This window comes from Bradyrhizobium sp. CCBAU 51753, from assembly GCF_015291565.1.
GTDB classification, from domain to species: domain Bacteria; phylum Pseudomonadota; class Alphaproteobacteria; order Rhizobiales; family Xanthobacteraceae; genus Bradyrhizobium; species Bradyrhizobium ivorense.
On record NZ_CP030037.1, the window covers coordinates 8,095,471 to 8,112,513 of the forward strand.

The 17,043-nt window shown below is 64.9% G+C and carries 18 protein-coding genes; 11 read left to right on the plus strand and 7 right to left on the minus strand.

Going from position 1 to position 17,043, the window contains the following annotated elements; genetic code table 11:
- Positions 1-10: 10 nt before the first annotated feature.
- Together XH93_RS37135 and XH93_RS37140 are read right to left on the minus strand one after the other, a co-directional pair.
- Complete coding sequence (locus XH93_RS37135) at positions 11-961, minus strand: aliphatic sulfonate ABC transporter substrate-binding protein (protein ID WP_194471274.1); 951 nt, start codon at positions 959-961, stop codon at positions 11-13.
- A gap of 475 nt (positions 962-1,436) precedes the next feature.
- Positions 1,437-2,642: an LLM class flavin-dependent oxidoreductase gene (locus tag XH93_RS37140; RefSeq protein ID WP_194471275.1), complete on the minus strand. Its 1,206-nt coding sequence runs from the start codon at positions 2,640-2,642 to the stop codon at positions 1,437-1,439.
- Positions 2,643-2,851: 209 nt separating this feature from the next.
- Between XH93_RS37140 and XH93_RS37145 the strand changes: the two genes are divergently transcribed.
- From XH93_RS37145 to XH93_RS37170, 6 genes are all read left to right on the plus strand, one after another.
- Positions 2,852-3,961 carry an ATP-dependent RecD-like DNA helicase gene (locus tag XH93_RS37145; RefSeq protein WP_139486306.1) on the plus strand — a complete coding sequence of 370 codons (1,110 nt, stop codon included), beginning with the start codon at positions 2,852-2,854 and terminating at the stop codon, positions 3,959-3,961.
- A 290-nt stretch (positions 3,962-4,251) separates the two neighbouring features.
- Positions 4,252-4,968 (plus strand): peptide-methionine (S)-S-oxide reductase MsrA, encoded by a 717-nt coding sequence (gene msrA / locus XH93_RS37150; RefSeq protein ID WP_194471276.1) that lies wholly within the window; start codon positions 4,252-4,254, stop codon positions 4,966-4,968.
- Positions 4,969-5,079: 111 nt separating this feature from the next.
- Positions 5,080-5,493, plus strand: a complete 414-nt coding sequence (gene msrB / locus XH93_RS37155) for a peptide-methionine (R)-S-oxide reductase MsrB (protein ID WP_139486308.1) — start codon at positions 5,080-5,082, stop codon at positions 5,491-5,493.
- Positions 5,494-5,831: 338 nt separating this feature from the next.
- Complete coding sequence (locus tag XH93_RS37160; protein WP_246799418.1) at positions 5,832-6,143, plus strand: hypothetical protein; 312 nt, start codon at positions 5,832-5,834, stop codon at positions 6,141-6,143.
- A gap of 253 nt (positions 6,144-6,396) precedes the next feature.
- Positions 6,397-6,561, plus strand: a complete 165-nt coding sequence (locus XH93_RS37165) for a DUF3309 family protein (protein ID WP_139486309.1) — start codon at positions 6,397-6,399, stop codon at positions 6,559-6,561.
- Positions 6,562-6,782: 221 nt separating this feature from the next.
- A complete protein-coding gene (locus XH93_RS37170; RefSeq protein WP_016844322.1) occupies positions 6,783-7,073 on the plus strand; it encodes a hypothetical protein in 291 nt (96 codons plus the stop codon).
- A gap of 75 nt (positions 7,074-7,148) precedes the next feature.
- Here the strand turns inward: XH93_RS37170 and XH93_RS37175 are convergent, their stop codons facing one another.
- The 4 genes from XH93_RS37175 to XH93_RS37190 all read right to left on the minus strand — a co-directional run bounded on the left by XH93_RS37175 (position 7,149) and on the right by XH93_RS37190 (position 11,346).
- Positions 7,149-7,685 (minus strand): DUF4112 domain-containing protein, encoded by a 537-nt coding sequence (locus tag XH93_RS37175; protein WP_194475485.1) that lies wholly within the window; start codon positions 7,683-7,685, stop codon positions 7,149-7,151.
- A 232-nt stretch (positions 7,686-7,917) separates the two neighbouring features.
- Positions 7,918-8,349 (minus strand): DUF5413 family protein, encoded by a 432-nt coding sequence (locus XH93_RS37180; RefSeq protein WP_139859719.1) that lies wholly within the window; start codon positions 8,347-8,349, stop codon positions 7,918-7,920.
- Positions 8,350-8,461: 112 nt separating this feature from the next.
- Positions 8,462-10,018, minus strand: coding sequence for a hypothetical protein (locus XH93_RS37185; protein ID WP_194471277.1), 1,557 nt, complete (start codon positions 10,016-10,018; stop codon positions 8,462-8,464).
- Between the two features lie 35 nt (positions 10,019-10,053).
- On the minus strand, positions 10,054-11,346 hold the full coding sequence (locus XH93_RS37190) for an adenylosuccinate synthase (RefSeq protein ID WP_139859723.1): 1,293 nt from the start codon (positions 11,344-11,346) through the stop codon (positions 10,054-10,056).
- A 347-nt stretch (positions 11,347-11,693) separates the two neighbouring features.
- Here XH93_RS37190 and ybaK point away from each other — a divergent pair, with 347 nt between their 5' ends.
- On the plus strand, positions 11,694-12,176 hold the full coding sequence (ybaK, locus tag XH93_RS37195; RefSeq protein WP_194471278.1) for a Cys-tRNA(Pro) deacylase: 483 nt from the start codon (positions 11,694-11,696) through the stop codon (positions 12,174-12,176).
- A gap of 48 nt (positions 12,177-12,224) precedes the next feature.
- On the opposite strand, the gene XH93_RS37200 is transcribed toward ybaK, so the two are convergent.
- Positions 12,225-12,485, minus strand: coding sequence for a hypothetical protein (locus XH93_RS37200; protein ID WP_194471279.1), 261 nt, complete (start codon positions 12,483-12,485; stop codon positions 12,225-12,227).
- Positions 12,486-12,968: 483 nt separating this feature from the next.
- Between XH93_RS37200 and XH93_RS37205 the strand changes: the two genes are divergently transcribed.
- From XH93_RS37205 to XH93_RS37220, 4 genes are all read left to right on the plus strand, one after another.
- A complete protein-coding gene (locus XH93_RS37205; protein WP_229177296.1) occupies positions 12,969-14,036 on the plus strand; it encodes a LysR family transcriptional regulator in 1,068 nt (355 codons plus the stop codon).
- On the plus strand, positions 14,033-14,377 hold the full coding sequence (locus tag XH93_RS37210; protein ID WP_139486316.1) for a hypothetical protein: 345 nt from the start codon (positions 14,033-14,035) through the stop codon (positions 14,375-14,377). The genes XH93_RS37205 and XH93_RS37210 overlap by 4 nt, the downstream gene beginning before the upstream one ends.
- A gap of 620 nt (positions 14,378-14,997) precedes the next feature.
- Positions 14,998-15,924, plus strand: coding sequence for a DMT family transporter (locus tag XH93_RS37215; protein WP_194471280.1), 927 nt, complete (start codon positions 14,998-15,000; stop codon positions 15,922-15,924).
- A 228-nt stretch (positions 15,925-16,152) separates the two neighbouring features.
- A complete protein-coding gene (locus XH93_RS37220; RefSeq protein WP_194471281.1) occupies positions 16,153-16,962 on the plus strand; it encodes an MlaD family protein in 810 nt (269 codons plus the stop codon).
- The last annotated feature ends 81 nt before the right edge of the window (positions 16,963-17,043 follow it).

Here is a 17,043-nt window from a genome sequence, read left to right on the forward strand (position 1 = left end):
GAGTGCGGGATCAGGTCTGCGGGTTGCGCCAGACGATGTCGCGGACGGCAATCTGCCGCGGGATCAGGCCCAGCTTGAAGAAGCGGTCGGCGACGCCCTGCTGGGTCGCGATGATGTCGGCGGTCACCGGACCGACCGCGAAGCCGGCCCGCCGCGCCGCGATGGTCTGGATATCGAGCGGCACGCCGGTGACCGCGGCGAGCGATTGCGCGACCTCGTCGGGATGCGCCTGCGCCCATGCCGCCGTCGCCGTCGTGACATCGACGATCTGCTGCAGGACCTGGCCGCGGGTCTTCGCGAAGTCGCGATTGGCGATGTAGAACGAGTTGGTCTTGGTGATGTCGCGCGTCTTGACCAGGATGCGACCGTTCTGCCTGGTCTCGGCGATTGCAAAGTAGGGATCCCAGATCGCCCAGGCATCGATGCCGCCATTCGCAAAGGCGGGGCCGGCGTCCGGCGGCGTCAGATAGACCGGCGTGATGTCGTCATAGGTCAGTCCGGCCTTCTCCAACGTCTGGATCACGACGTTATGCGCACTGGACCCCTTGGTGAAACCGACGCGCTTGCCCTTGAGATCCGCGATGGTGCTGATCGTCGAGTTCTGCGGCACCAGGATGCCCGAGCCGTTGATGATGGGCTGCGCCGCGGCATAAACGATGGCGGCACCGGCGGCCTGCGCGAAGATCGGCGGGGAATCGCCGACGGCGCCGTAATCGACACTGCCGACATTCATCGCCTCCATCATCGGCGGGCCCGAGGAGAACTCGACCCATTTCACGCTGATGCCCTGCGGCCTGAAATGATTTTCCAAGGCTTCGCGCTGGCGCGTGATGACGAGCACGCCGTTCTTCTGATAGCCGATACGAATCTCCTTCGAGTCCGCCTGTGCCTGCGCGCGCCCCGACAGCGCGGCGGCCGCAACGGAGCCGAGCGACAGATTGAGGAACTCACGACGCTTCATTCCAAAACTCTCCTGACGATCAAGCGCGATGGCCGCGCGATCATGCGATGTCAGGGATGATGGGACGCGCGAATGAAGCTGTCGAGCGCTGCACAAAAATAGCGATGCCAGCGCTTCGGTCCGGGCATCGCGCGTGTCGTTTCTTTCAAGCCGCTGTGTGGGTGTAGCGAATTATTTTCCTCACGAGATCGCGAGGTTGCGGCACAGAAACGTTTTCGAGCGGAGCGGTCGCCGGTTCGAGCGAAGACAGAATAAGAATCTGAAGCGGCGCTCGGTTCACCCTGCCCTGGAGGGGGAGGGTCGACGCGAATAAAATGAGCGGCGGGGTGGGTGACGGTCTCTCCACCCGAACAGTCGTCGTGTTGAGAGATCACCCCACTCCGGTTCGCATTGCGCTTCGCTTCATGCGAACCGACCCTCCCCCTCCAGGCCCCCGCAAGGGGAGGGGGATCGGAGCCGATGCTTCAGCAACCGATCAGCCCGCGGCGGCCGACTTCGGAGCGACGCTGACCGCGAGCTTGCCGTAGCGATCGGTGAACGCCTCGGTGTCGATCTCCTCGAGCTGGATCTCGCCGGACAGCACGCCCCGCTTCCAGGCGTCGTGCTCGGGATCGTGCTGGAACTCCGGCATCACTTCCTTGGCGAACAGTTCGAGCGACTCGCAGATATGCTCGTGGGTGTTCTTGCCGGCCTGGTTGAGCAGGATCACCTGGTCGATATGCGAGGTGCGGAAGCGCCGCAGCTTCTTGGCGATGGTTTCCGGCGAGCCGATCAGGCCGCCGCGCAGCGCGGCCTCCTGCGCCTCCGGATTTTCGCGCTTCCACTTGTTGTACTCGTCCCACATGTTGACCGTGCCCGGCGCCGGCCGCTGCCGGTTCTGCGCCTGGCCGTAATAGCGCAACGCGAACTGGAAGAACGTGGCGCCGTCGGCGCGGCGGCGCGCCTCCTCATCGGTCTCGGCGCACATGAAGAACGAGACCAGCGCCATGTTCGGGTTGATCTGGTAGTCGGCGAGCTTGTTCAGCCGCTTGGTGATCGCGTTGTAATAGGCGTGCACCCAGGCATGCGCAGCGTCGGCGCTGACGAACTGGAAGCCGAGCGCGCCAAAGCCGTTCTGTCCGGCGCGCTCGATGGTCGGCAGCTGCGAGCACGCCATCCAGAGCGGCGGGTGCGGCTTTTGCACCGGCTTCGGCACCACGTTGCGCAAGGGGATGTCAAAGTACTTGCCGTGATGCTCGGTGCCGACCTTGGTGAACATCGGGAAGATCGCCTCGACGGCTTCCTCGAACACCTCGCGCTTGGTCTCCATGTCGCGGCCGAACGGTGTCAGCTCGGTGATCGAGGCGCTCTCGCCCATGCCGAACTCGCAGCGGCCGTTGCTGAGGAGATCGAGCACCGCAACACGCTCGGCGACGCGCGCCGGGTGATTGGTGGTGAGCTGGAAGATGCCGTGGCCGAGCCGGATGTTTTTGGTGCGCTGGCTCGCCGCGGCGAGGAAGGATTCCGGGGCCGGCGAGTGCGAATATTCCTCGAGGAAGTGATGCTCCACCACCCAGGCATAGTCGTAGCCGAGGCGGTCGGCGGTCTCCAATTGGGTCAGCGCGTTCTGGTAGAGGCGGAGCTCGTCGCCGTCGTTCCAGGGACGCGGCAGTTGCAGCTCGTAAAAGATGCCGAATTTCATCAGGTCACTCCCAAGGTCGCGTCTTGTTGCGGTCCCGACCTCTTGTTGTTTTCGGCAAGTGTAGTGCCGCCTCGACCCAAGTCTAGCCTCGGACGCGAAACTCCAATTCCGCGCAGCGGAAGCTGACTTGATCGAAACGCATGAATGTTTAGCTTGTGTTCGCCTGAGTCGCGGCGTTACCCGTCGCGTGCTCATTCCTCCGAAAGCTCATGACCACCTTTACGCCGCATCAGGACATCGCGTTGAAAGCCGTCGCCGACTGGCTCAAGGCCAAGCCGGGCCAGGGCGGCACGCCGCCGGTGTTTCGGCTGTTCGGCTATGCCGGAACCGGCAAGACCACGCTGGCCCGCCACATCGCCGAGGGCGTCGACGGCGAGGTCAAGTTCGCGGCCTTCACCGGCAAGGCGGCGCTGGTGATGCGCAACAAGGGCTGCGACAACGCCTCCACCATCCATTCGCTGATCTACCGCGCCCGCGAGTCCGGCGTCGAGCAACCGAGCTTTGAGCTCTGGGACGACGCGCCGGCGTCGAAGGCAAAGCTGATCGTGATCGACGAGTGCTCGATGGTCGATGCCGAGCTCGGCCGCGATTTGATGTCGTTCGAGTGCCCGCTCCTGGTGCTCGGCGATCCCGCGCAATTGCCGCCGATCCAGGGCGGCGGCTTCTTCACCGACGCCGAGCCCGACGCGATGCTGACCGAGGTGCACCGCCAGGCGCAGGACGATCCGATCGTGCGGATGTCGATGGACATCCGCGAGGGCCGCGAGCTCGAGATCGGCCGTCACGGCGAGAGCGAGGTGGTGTCGCGCAAGGAGCTCGATCCGGACCGGGTGATGGGCGCCGACCAGGTGCTGGTCGGCCGCAACAACACCCGCCGCGCCTACAACATGCGGGTGCGGCAGCGGCAGAACATCGAGGATCCGTTGCCGGTGGCCGGCGACAAGCTGGTCTGCCTGCGCAACAACCGCAAGAAGGGCCTGTTCAACGGCGGGCTGTGGCGGGTCAAGGCGCGGGCGCAGTCGAAATCGAAGATCATCACCATGCGCGTGATGCCGGACGAGGATTTTGGCTACAAGGTCACAAAGGTGTCGGTGCGTGGCGAATGCTTTGACGGCGGCATCGAGGGCATCCCGTGGGAGCAGCGCAAGCCCTATGACGAGTTCGACTACGGCTATGTGCTGACCGTGCACAAGTCGCAGGGCTCGCAATGGGACGACGTCGTGCTGTTCGACGAGAGTTTTGCGTTCCAGGATTCGCGGGCGCGGTGGCTGTACACGGGAATCACGCGGGCGGCGAAGCGGCTCAGCATCGTGGTGTAGCCACCGTCATTCCGGGGCGATGCGTTAGCATCGAACCCTCAGGTGCGCGATTGCGCACCGAGAATCTCGAGATTCCGGGTCTGGTCCTTCGGACCATCCCGGAATGACGCTTTTTGAACGGCCCGCTACTTGCTTGAATCGCGGGCCTTTTCCTCACGGAACCGTGTGGCTGCGGCCGTAACAAAACGCCCTTTGCCCCGTATCTTGGAGGCGTCGGAGCGAGCCGGCCCGATTGCGAATGCCGGCTTCCGCTCTAAACTGGCCCTTAGATCCGATCCCACGAGGAACCCATGCCCAGCCGTTCCCTCAGCCGCCTCACGCTTTGCGCCGCCGCGATCGGCGCGCTGGCCGTTGCCGCCTTTGCCGTTGCGCCCTCGGTTGCCGCCGAGGACGCCGTGATCATCCCGCCGCCCGCGGCGGACGTGCAGGAGACCGGGCTCAAGACCGCGGTGCTTGCCGGCGGCTGCTTCTGGGGCGTGCAGGGCGTGTTCCAGCACACCGCCGGCATCGCCAGCGCGGTGTCGGGCTACTCCGGTGGCAGCAAGGCGACCGCCGACTACAGTATGGTCTCGACCGGCTCGACCGGCCACGCGGAATCCGTCGAGATCAAGTACGACCCGCAGAAGATTTCCTACGGCAAGATCCTGCAGATCTTCTTCTCGGTCGTGCACGACCCGACCCAGCTCAACCGCCAGGGTCCCGACAGCGGCACGCAGTATCGCTCGGCGATCTTCACCACCAATGCCGAGCAGAAGAAGGTGGCGGATGCCTATATCGCCCAGCTCAACGCGGCAAAGGTCTACAAGAAGCCGATCGTGACCAAGGTCGGTGTGCTGGAGGCGTTCTATCCGGCGGAGAGCTATCACCAGGACTATCTGACGCTGCACCCCAACCAGCCCTATATTGCCTATAACGACATCCCGAAGGTCGAGAACCTGAAGAAGATCTTTGCGGAGAACTACATCGAGAAGCCGACGCTGGTGAATGCCGCCAAAGCTACCAACTAGGAGAACAGTCTCCGTCATTGCGAGGAGCGAAGCGACGAAGCAATCCATTCTGCGTCCCTGACACTGGATTGCTTCGCTTCGCTCGCAATGACGACCAACAACGGAGTTTCCATGTCCGACACCAAGACCGACGGCAAGATCCGCAAGAGCGAGGCCGAGTGGCGCAAGGAATTGACGCCGATGCAGTATGCCGTGCTGCGCGAGAAGGCGACCGAGCGGCCGTTCACCGGCGAATACGAGCATGATCCCCGCAAGGGCACCTATGTCTGCGCCGGCTGCGGGCAGACGCTGTTCGAGTCCGACCAGAAGTTCGACTCCGGCTGCGGCTGGCCGAGCTTCTCAAAGCCCGCGGTGGAGAGCCATGTCGACGAGGAGCGCGATGTCAGCCACGGCATGATCCGCACCGAGGTGCTGTGCTCGAAATGCGACGGCCATCTTGGCCACGTCTTCAATGACGGCCCCGGCCCGACCGGCCTGCGCTACTGCATCAACTCGGCGGCGCTGAAACTGAACGAGAAGAAGTAGGCCCAGTACCACCACCCGTCATGCGCGGGCTTGCAGCGCCTCGGCGAAGCCTCTTGGCGTAGCCGGGACCCGCGCATCCATCAAACAATTGAATCTCTTGCTGCGATGGATTGCCGGGTCAAGCCCGGCAATGACGAAAGCAGCCCTGAATATTCGGCCATCGCGTCGAACGTATTGCCCGCCCCGTGCGACCAAGAACCGGTCGCGCGGGGCTTTGTTTTGGCCGCGCGGCTCCCCGCGCGAAACCCAAAGACAATTTCAAGGACAGTTTGATGCCCAGCATTCCCAGAAAGCTTTTGATTGGTCTCGGACTTGCCAGCCTCATCATGGAGAGCGTCGTGAGCCTACCTGCCTTTGCCGCCGACAAGGTCTCGCTGTTCAAGGTTATCACCAGCAAGGATGAGATCGTGATCGGGCTGACCGACACCGAGCTCGCGCAGGTCGAGGGCCAGAATGCCGGTGGGGTGGCTAAGATGCTGGTCGCCAAGGGTTCGATGAGCGTCTGGCAATATGCCGTGCACAAATCCGCCGCCGGCGACCTCGAGCAGGCGCCGCTGCACAAGGTCGGCCTGATCGCCAGCGACTCGCTGCGCGTCGAGCCGTATGCGACGACGCTGAAGGTGCTGCCGATCGACGACAGCAAGAAGTGACGGCGACGGGATTGTCGTCGCGATCGTCATTCCGCGGCAGTCCGCAGGACTGAACCCGGAATCTCGAGATTCTCAGGTGCGCAACTGCGCACCGGAGGTCGATGCGGCGCATCGCCCGGAATGACGGCGGACTCACACACCCCGGAATGATGACGAAGTCCTCGTCCCGCCGTGCGGAATGTGCTTTGCTGAGGTCCGCGGGGGCCGTCGGCGTCTCGCCGGGCGGCTGCCGCCTCCTTACGAGGAGGGCGCCATGTCGCTCGGACTGATCCTGATCATCCTCCTGGTGATAATCTTGCTTGGCGGCTATAGCGGCCGGATCCGCGGCTATGGCTATGGGCTCGGCCACTCCGGAATGGGGCTTTTCGGGGTGATTTTGATCGTGGTAGCGATCCTGGCCTGGCTCGACAAGATATGACCGCCTTAAGTTATTGAAATAAAATGACTTATCCGGCCGGTTCCGGCGCTATGCGCAGATTCATCATGTGCCTTGCCGGGCCAGTTCTGGGGTCGCATTTCTGTCAAATGGGCCTATATTAGAGGGCGAAATGACACGTCGGCGTGCCGCCGTTTGCCGCCTGTCGTGCCAAAAATCCCTTTCACCGCCCTAGCGCCAAAAACACAAAGAGGTCGTCGACCATGCGTCCCCTGCGTCCGTTCAACTACAACACGTCCGCCGAGCTGTTTCCTGCCGCGATCCGCAAGAAGAAGCGGGCCGGCTTCGCCTATCGCCGCTTTGGCACCGCTGCCGAAGCCGTGCAGTTCGCGATGGAGCAGTTGCCGGCGGATTCGCTGAACGGCGCTTATCTGCAGGTCGAGGAAGCGCGCTTTGACCAGAACGGCATCCGCTCGCTCTATGAGAGCGAGGCCTTCCCGCTGCCGCGCCGTCCGCGCCCTGCCGCCAGCCAGACCGACGCCGACGCCGCATAACGGCTTCGTCCCTCTTCAACGAAAAGCCCTCGGATCGATCCGGGGGCTTTTGTTTTGACGGGTGAAGGTGGCGCGTTACAGGCGCGGCTGCTTGTCGAGCCAGCGCCGCAGCATCCGCACGTTGCGGACGTTGGCGCGGAACATGACGTCGAACGCATCGCCCGCCACCGGCACCATGCCGACCACGCCGTCGACCGCGACATTGGCGAGCATCCGCGCCGTGATGTGCCAGGGTGCGCCGAGCAAACGGGCCTCGCGCACCAGCCACAGCGAGATCGCGGTGGTGATGATGTCGCCGACCACCGGGATCAGGCCGATCAGCCCGTCGATGCCGTAGCGCACATTGGTGCCGGGCACGATGAAGGCGACGTCGAGCAGTTTTGCGATCATCTCCAGCCGCTCGAGCCGCTGCTCGCGCGTCAGATTGCCGAACGGATTGGTGGTGGAGTTGCGAAAGTCGAACTGAAAGCCCTCGAACGGTGGAAACGGCGCGGCATCGGAAAGCTCGCGCCCGTCCTGGTCGATGACCTTGCCGCGCGCCTGCGTTCCGCCGAACGGCGGCCGCGATCGCGTGGCGTTAGGTGAAAAAATGTCGTCCTCGGGCATGGCCATCACATGGGTAACGCATTCCGCCGCTGCAAGTTGCGGCACATTACCACTGTGTCATCTGCTCTGCTCCTTCTCCCCGCTTGCGGGGAGAAGGTCGGGATGAAGGGGACTTTCCGCGAAGTCGGTGAGAGACTTTGTGCGGAGAGTCCCCCTCACCCGAAATTCAAGCTGCGCTTGAATTTCGACCTCTCCCGGCAAGCGGGGCGAGGTACACCCCGCTTCTCGCATGATGGGATCAGTGCTGCGCCGCCGCCGCCGGCTGATACAGTTCCTCGGCATATTTGTGCGCCAGCCACGAGGTGAGCGTGGCCGGGATGAAGCCGACCAGCCCGTACAGGATGAACTGCGTCGGCCCGCTCTCGGAGCCGTGCGAGGCATACATCAGCGCCGTGCCGGTGAACGCCAGCGCCGCGACGATCAGCATCCGCACCACCGGCGCGACGCGCCTGACATGCATCAGGATGTCGTCGATCGCGCCGAGCATCAGCGCCGGCACGATGCCGAACAGATAGTTGTATTGCAGCGATTTCAGGAACACGGCGAACAGCTTTGCCACCTCGCCGCTGTTGGTCTCGGTCCAGTAGCCGGACTGGTAGGTGTTCGCCAGCAACAGCAGGAAGCCGGCGATGAACGGCCCGATGGCTGCGAAGATGATGTAGCGTTTCATGGCCTGCCCTCGCCCGACGTCAAACGAGTGTAGCGCAGTCCTACGACGGTTCTAGGGGAAATTCGTTCCGCGCTGCCAGGCCGCGTTTGCGCAGAATGAGAGGCGAGGCCCCTCACTCTCCCCATGCCGCGAAGGCCTCGTTGAAGGCGCGCTCGCCCGGGGCGCCCTTTTCGATCGCGATGATGGCGCGGCGCTGGTTGGTGTAGACCAGCGGCACGTCGAACCAGGAGCGCTCCTTGAGGAGCTGCAAGTTGCGCGAGCGGTCGAGGTCGACGTTGGAGAGGCCGACCAGGAAGAAGCCGTCGGTGACCTTGACGGCGAGGCCGGACAGCGGCGTGCCGCGCGCCTGCTCGTTCGACTTCATCAGGATGCCCGGCACGTTGCCGACGCCGCCATTGGCGAAATCCTGCGGCAGGATGAAGGTCAATTCCGCGGTGTGGCTCGCCGGCAGCGATGAATCGGTGTTGCGGCGGAACGACATCGTCATCTTGAACTTGCGATCGGGGATGTCGATGTCGGCGCGCACGGCGATATCAGGCTTCTGGTTGCCGGACGCCTTGACCTGCTCGGTGCGCCACACCACCGAGCCGACATATTGCTTGCCCTTCGGATCGGACGGATCCTCGTCATAGAGCACGACGCGCTGCGCCACCGGGGCGATCGGCTCGCCCGACGCCGAGGGCTGGCCGACGCGGTCGGCGATCTTCGGCTTGGTCGCGGGCGCCGAGGCATCCTTCGGCGCTTCGACGGCAGGCTGCGATTTGAACAGGCTGCTGGCGAAGATCATCGCGTCCTGGCGATAGAGAATGCCGACACCGACCAGGATCAGCAGAATGCCGATCACGATCGCGCTCTTGAACGGGAACGTCGAGCCGAGCCGCGGCTTCTTCGGCTCACGCTCGCCGTTGCCGATCCGCGACCGCGGCGGCGGCGCCTGCGATGGCTGCGGCGCGTAGCGCTCGGCCTCCTCGGCCGCCTCGTCGTAGGCGTATTGCGCGTCGGGATCGGCGCCGCGGTTCTCCAGGCTCGGCTCGAGCCGGTCGAATTCCGGCGAGGGCGACGGCACGTTGGCGTAGGTCTTGCGCGCGTTGCGGCTGGCCTGCGCCGCGGCGCGGCCGAGATCGTCGGCGTCGGCCGTGATGTCGCGGAAGCCGCGGACACCGGGGGCAGCCGGCGGCGGCGCCCCCTCCGGGCCACGGCGCGGCGGACCAGCCGGCCGTGGCGGCGATGACTGCGACTCCGGAGCCGGCGGGAGCGGCGGGTTTTGCGGGCGCGGCGGGGTCGGCGGCGCATCGGGCCGCAGATTGCGCGGCGGGCGCGGTTCGCCGGGCGGCGGGTTCGACAGCCGCGGACGCACCGGCTCGGCGGAAGTACCCTCCGGCGGCCGGGCATTGGCCCGGCGCGGCGCATCATTGCCGCGGGCGGCACCGCCCGGACGGGAGGCCTCGCGAGCGCGCTGGGCGGCTTCTGCCTCGACCTTGCGGACGGCCTCCTCCAGCGACAGCCGCTCGCGGGTGATCTCGGATTCCGACAGCGGCGGCTGCACGCCGCGGAGCTGCTGAATCAGCGCCGTGCGCGCCCGCGCGTACAGCGCGCGGCGGGCTTCGCCGGGGGCGTTGGGGTCCAATCCGGCAATGGCACGGGCGATCAGCGGGTAGTAGTCAGCCATTTCCACACAATTGGTGGGATATAGGTAATATCCCGTTAAGCCTCGAACGGATTCTGTACCAGAATAGTATCCTCACGTTCCGGGCTGGTGGACAACAGGGCGATCGGACACCCCACCAGCTCCTCGACCCGGCGGACGTATTTGATGGCCTGGGCCGGCAGATCCGCCCAGGACCGGGCGTTGGCCGTCGGCTGCTTCCATCCTTCGATGGTCTCGTAGATCGGCTCGACGCGGGCCTGCGCGCCCTCGCCGGCCGGCAAATGATCGATTTCCTTGCCATCGAGCCGGTAGCCGACGCAAACTTGGATGCTGTCGAACCCGTCCAGAATATCGAGCTTGGTCAGCGCCAGCCCGCCAATTCCACAGGTCCGGACAGTCTGTCGCACCAGCATGGCGTCGAACCAGCCGACCCGCCGCTTGCGCCCGGTGTTGACGCCGAATTCCTTGCCGCGGCGGCCGATCTCCTCGCCGATCTCGTCCTTCAGCTCGGTCGGGAACGGGCCCTGGCCGACCCGGGTGGTGTAGGCCTTGCAGATCCCCAGCACATAGCCGACGGCGCCCGGCCCCATGCCGGTGCCGGTCGCGGCCTGCGCCGCCACCGTGTTGGACGAGGTGACATAGGGATAGGTGCCGTGGTCGACGTCGAGCAGCGCGCCCTGGGCGCCCTCGAACAGGATACGCTTGCCCTCGCGGCGCTTGAGGTCGAGCAGCCGCCACACCGTCTCGGCATAGGGCAAGAGCTTGGGCGCCATCGCCGACAGCTCGGCCAGAATGCCCCTGCCGTCGATCTCCTCCAGATTGAGGCCGCGGCGCAGCGCGTTGTGGTGCGCCAGCAGGCGGTCGATCTTGTGCGGCAGGGTGTCGAGGTCGGCGAGGTCCATCAGGCGGATGGCGCGCCGGCCGACCTTGTCCTCATAAGCCGGGCCGATGCCGCGGCGGGTGGTGCCGATCGAGGTGATGGCATTGGAGGATTCGCGCAGCGAATCGAGCTCGCGATGCAGCGGCAGGATCAGGGTCACATTCTCGGCGATGCGCAGGTTCTCGGGCCCCACCGCGACGCCCTGCCCCTTCAGTTTGGCCACCTCGTCGAGGAAGGCCTGCGGGTCAAACACCACGCCGTTGCCGATCACGGCGAGCTTGTGCGGTCGCAGCACGCCGGACGGCAGCAGCGCCAGCTTGTAGGTCTCGCCATTGATCACGAGCGTATGGCCGGCATTGTGGCCGCCCTGGAAGCGCACGACGATGTCGGCCTGTTCCGACAGCCAGTCGACGATCTTGCCCTTCCCTTCGTCGCCCCACTGGGCGCCGACGACGACAACATTGGCCATTTCGAAGCTGTTCCCTTCAGGTGTTTTCAGACCATGATCGCGGCGAAAACGCGTCCGCTCGCGTTCGATCATGCGCTTATGCCCAGCCCAATCCGCGGCCAGGCCACGCGCAGGCAAGGCGCCTACCGGATAAAGGAAGCGGCCCGGCTGCGCAAGCAAGAAGGCCGCCTTTTAGGCCTTTTGGATAGGGTCCAACTCCTTGATATCCCCTGAATATCCCGGGGCAGGCACGCCCGCCCCACGCTGGCGAGAATTTAATGTTGGGGCGGCCGCGGTGGACCATATGGATCATTGATCGCGCTGCCCGTTGCGGCGATCATTCCGCTTTCATGAAATCAGTTTGATCCATGCCCAATTCCACACCCGCCACCATGGCCCTGCGCAGGCTCGGCATCGCCTTCAAGCTTCACACCTATGTCTACGATTCCGATGCCGAGAGCATCGGGCTGCAGGCGGCGGAGGCGCTCGGCGTCGAGCCGGACCGGATGCTGAAGACGCTGATGGTGGAGGTCGACGGCAAGCCGGTCTGCGCGGTGGTGCCGTCCGACTGCGAGCTCAGCATGAAGAAGCTCGCCGCAGCGTTCGGCGGCAAGTCGGCGAAGATGATGCGCCCGGCCGACGCCGAGCGGCTCACCGGCTACCATGTCGGCGGCATCAGCCCGTTCGGCCAGAAGAAGCGCGCGCCGACCGCGATCGACGAGTCCGCCCTCACCCACGTCACCGTCTTCGTCAATGGCGGCCAGCGCGGTCTGCAGATCGAGATCGATCCGAACGACGCCGCGCTTGCCGCGGGCGCGACGATGAAGGCCCTGACCGCGACGCATGACTAGACAGCGGCGCAGGCCTTCACGTCACCGCGGCAAGTCACGGCTGCAACGTCACGGCTGCGTGCGCGCCCACAGCATCGCTTCGACGATGGCCTCGCGCAGCTTGGGCCGCACCTCGCTCGAGCATTCGATCAGCGCGAGGATTGCATTGGCGCGGGCGGCATAGCGCTCGCGGCGGTCGAGCGCCTCGTCGTCCGGCGCCGGGTCTTTCAGGATGTCCATCAGGATTTCGCTTTTCGTCGCGAGGTCGGCGACCAGTGGGAAGGCTTCGATGCATGCCGAGACAACGTATCCGGGCTGAACTCGCTTCACGCATCACCCCCTGATAGCCGCGCAGCAACGCTGCCTGGCAAGCTTGCTGAGCAGGCGCTGCGCAAGCTCGATGCGTCCAACAAGACACATGGCGTCGCCAAGAGCATCGCGCTCGGCATTATCGATTTCTGACATCGGCTGCACGACCACACCGCACCCTTACAGCTGCTTGCGCGCCGGCGGCATCGCCTCGACAACCGCATCGTGCAAATTCGGCCGCGATCGCCCGGAACATTCCGTAACGGTCCGAATTGTACCGGCGCGCGTCGCCAACCGTGCGCGCCGGTCTTCGGCTTCGTCGGCCGGTGCCTGCAGTTGCATCACGTCCACCCATGCGTCCGCGCATGTCGCAAGATTGTCGAGCAGAGGGAACGCTTCGATAGAGGTCGAGGCCGCAGGTCCGGGCTGGGTTCGTCTCACGCTTCACCCCCTGATTGCATTCGCGCGCGGTCTTGATAATAAGGTGCAGCCCGGATGAATTGTATGCGAACATCTCAGACCATGGGTGCGCACTCCGGTGCGCGCCAGGCGCGGCTTACCGATTGGGACACAGTGCGGATCTTTCTGCAGGTCGCCCGGATCGGCAGCTTTCGGGCCGCCGCGGCCGAGCTCAACGTCTCCGCGAATTATCTCAAGAAGCGCATCTCTCAACTCGAGGATACCTATCAAACACGGCTGCTGACGCGCCATGTCGACGGCGTCAGGCTGACGCCGGAAGGCGCCCGCGTGCTCGAAGAAGCACGGCAGATGGAAGAGGCGTCGTTCCGGCTCGACCGCATGCTCAACCAGGTGGCGCCGGCGCTCAACGGCGAGGTCCGGCTTGCCGTCACCGAAGGTCTCGGCACGTTCTGGCTGGTGCCGCGACTGGTCGAATTCCAGCGCGCCCATCGCGGGCTGCTGGTCGACCTGAAATGCGAGATGCGCCCGGCCGATCTGCTGCGGCTCGAAGCCGACGCCGCCATTCAACTCGAACGACCCGAGCAACCGGATATCAAGCGGCTGAAGCTCGGCCGGCTGCACATCATGCCGTTCGTCAGCCAGTCCTATGTCGACCTCTACGGCATGCCGAAGAGCGCCGACGACATCAAGCAGAACCACCGCATCGTGCTGCAGGACGCCGAGCAGACCAAGGGCCGGGAATTGTACGAGAAGCATCTCGGACGCGAGCAGGTCGGCTTCGTCGCGATGCGCAACAACGTCTCGACGGCGCATTTCTGGTCGGTCGCGAAAGGCGCCGGGATCGGCTGGCTGCCGACCTACGTTCCCACCCTCGGCGATCCGCTGTTGCCGCTCGATATCGGCTTCAAGTTCGAGTTCGACATCTGGCTCGCCTATCATCCCGACGCGCACCGCATTCCGCGCGTGCGGCAGCTGATCGACTGGATCATCCAGGCCTTCGACGGCCGCAAATATCCCTGGTTCCGGGACGAGTTCGTCCATCCCAACGATCTCCTGAAGTCGTATCAGGGCGAGCAGCTGATCAACATGTTCGCCGGCTTCATCTCCGGGCGCCGGGGATCGCTTGATGAAGATCGGGTGGGCGCGCCATGAGCACATCGCAGGACGAACAGATCGATCGGCTGGTGCAGGAGCGGTGGCGCGCGATCGGGCTGTCGCAGCGCGACGTCGCCGAGGTGCTCGGCACGACTCCAGCCAAGGTCGGCGCCGGCGGCGCGGCCCGGATCGACGATCGCCGCCTGACGGCGCTCGCCAGGATGCTGGGACCGTCGACCGAGCTCCCTGCGGATGTCACGCCGTCGCTGCAGTCCCTGCTCGAGCTGCGGATGCTGCGGGTGTTCCGCGAGGTGCAGAGTTCCGACACCAAGCGGATCCTGATCGAGCTCGCCGCGCAGATCGTCCGCCGCCAGGTGACGCCGCCCGAGGCCGGCTAGGACCTGATCCGGCCGCCAAGCAAAATGCCGAAAAACAACCCCATGCAAAGTAGCCGGGCGGGCTGCCGGCGTTCGATACGGCCACTTGACACGTCGGGCAACTCACCATTACTCTTCCATTATTCCGAAACCGTGCCAAGCACCCCCGCTCTGCGACTGACGTGAGGTGAGCACGCTCGTCAGGCTCCCTCCCCCCTTGCGGGGGAGGGGTGGGGAGAGGGGTGGCCCCGGGCGAGATGATTGAAGTCAGCCTCACTCGTAACACCCGCCGCGTGAATGTTGAACGGAGGGTGTGTGCCGTGTGGTACCCCTCTCCCTAACCCTCCCCCGCAAGGGGGGAGGGAACCCTTTCGCCGGTGGCCCCCTTACATGGAGAGCGTCACCACTGTGTCGCCGCACGTCCGTGCGGCGCACGCAAATTCTCTCTCTTCGCTGCGTGAGCAACTGACGCAGGCCCCCCTCGCGTGCCGCAAACGGCGACTTCGCGCATGGTCGGGATGCGTCCACCGCCGTTGCTGCCATGCTAGAATCCGTGTCTGTGACGCGGGCCGGGCAACTTTTTCTCCGGCCCGGCGACGCCTGCCGGGCGGGCCGCGGCGCCATGAACCGGGCCCTTTTGAATGTCTGCCTCCGAGTCCACCACCACGCCTGCGTCCACCGCCTGGATCGCCAACCAGCCCTATCTGTTGCTGTGCATCACCGCGATGTGCTGGGCCGGCAACGCGATCGTCGGCCGGCTCGCCGCCGGCCACATTCCGCCGGTGACGCTCTCGTTCCTGCGCTGGGCGGCGGCGTTCCTGATCATCCTGCCATTTGCCTGGAAGCACTTGGTGCGCGACTGGGCCACGATCCGCAACAATCTCGGCATCATGGTGCTGCTGTCGGTGACCGGCATCTCCGCCTTCAACACGCTGCAATACTGGGCGCTCGAGTACACCATGGCGCTGAACACGATGCTGCTGCAATCGGCGGCGCCGCTCATCGTCGCGCTGTGGTCCCTGATCCTGCTCGGGGCACGGCTGACGCTGGCGCAATTGCTCGGCGTGCTGCTGTCGCTGTGCGGCGTGCTGGTGATCCTGCTGCATGGCGACCTCACCACGCTGTCCAAAGTCGAGTTCAACAAGGGCGACCTGATCTTCATCGTCGCGCTGGCGATCTTCGCGCTGTACTCGGTGCTGACCTTGAAGCGGCCCAAGATCCACGGCCTGTCGATGGCCGCCTTCACCTTCGGCTGCGGCGCCCTGGTCCTGATCCCGCTCTTCGTCTGGGAACTGACCGCGCGGCCGGTGATGCAACTCACGATCGGCAATCTGCTGTCGCTGTTCTACGTCGCGGTGTTCCCCTCGACGCTGGCCTTTCTCTGCTTCAACCGCGGCGTCCAGCTGATCGGCGCCAACCGCGCCGCGCCTTACTTCCACATGGTTCCGGTGTTCGGCACCATCATGTCGATCGTGTTCATCGGCGAGCATCCGCAGGCCTTCCACGTCATCGGCTTCGCGCTGGTGCTGGCCGGCGTGTTCGCGGCGTCGAGGAAGCAGAGTGCGTGACCTTTCTTTTCCCTCTCCCCCGTTCTTACGGGGAGAGGGTCAGGGTGAGGGGCTCTTTTTCGCGAGGGTGGTGACAGACGGACTCGCGGAGGCTCCCCCTCACCCGGATCGCATTTCATGCGATCCGGCCTCTCCCCGCAGGCGGGGAGAGGCGAAGGGCGCCGCGGTGACTATTTTGGGCAAATCCGCTAATCTCCTTTCCCTGCTTCGCTCACAGATCCGGACCAGATGGCGCGCGCCAGCAATGTGATGATCGGCACCCTGACGCTGGCTTTGATCGCCGGCTCGCTCAGTGGCTGGCTGGGCTATCAGCGCTATGCCGGCATCAAGCGGCAGGTGCCGTTCCGCGTGATCTTCGAGAGCTCGGCCTCCGGCCTGCGCCGCGGCGGCAGCGTCAATTTTGCCGGCGTGCGCATCGGCGAGGTGGTCTCGATCAAGCTTGACCGCCACCGCGTGGTCGCGATGACGCGGATCGAGGCCGATGCGCCGATCAAGAAGGACACTCAGGTCGGCCTCGAATTCCAGGGGCTGACCGGGATCGCCGCGATCTCCTTCACCGGCGGCACCGACGAGGCGCAGCCGGCGCCAGCCGGTGCCGACGGCATTCCCGAGCTGACCGCCGATCCCGAAGGCACCATGGGCGTCCAGGAGAAGCTGCGCGTCGCGCTGCGCAATGTCGATCGCGTCATCACCGAGAACGAGGCCGAGATCAAGGATGCGCTGCTCGGCCTCGAGAATTTTACCAATTCGCTGTCCGGCAATGGCGAACTGATCGCCGGCTTCATCGACGCCGCCGAGGCCGGCGTCAGCGCGGCCGACGACAAGATGGTGGCCGCCGACAAGTTCCTGAAAACCCTCGGCAGCGACAAATATGGCGGCGAGCTGCTGCCGACCGTGATCTCGCTGCGCGAGCTGATCCAGAGTTTTGACAAGCGCTCCGGCGTGTTCATCGCCGAAACCCGCCGGACCCTCGGCGACGTCAACCAGTCCGTCAACAATTTCAACGCAAAATTTGTCGGGCCCGGCGGCAGGCGCTAATCTTCTCGCAAACAAGAACAACAACGGAAACGCTCACCGTGCACGATCGGACCGCCGCGCCCTCTCCGCCTCCCGCCACCG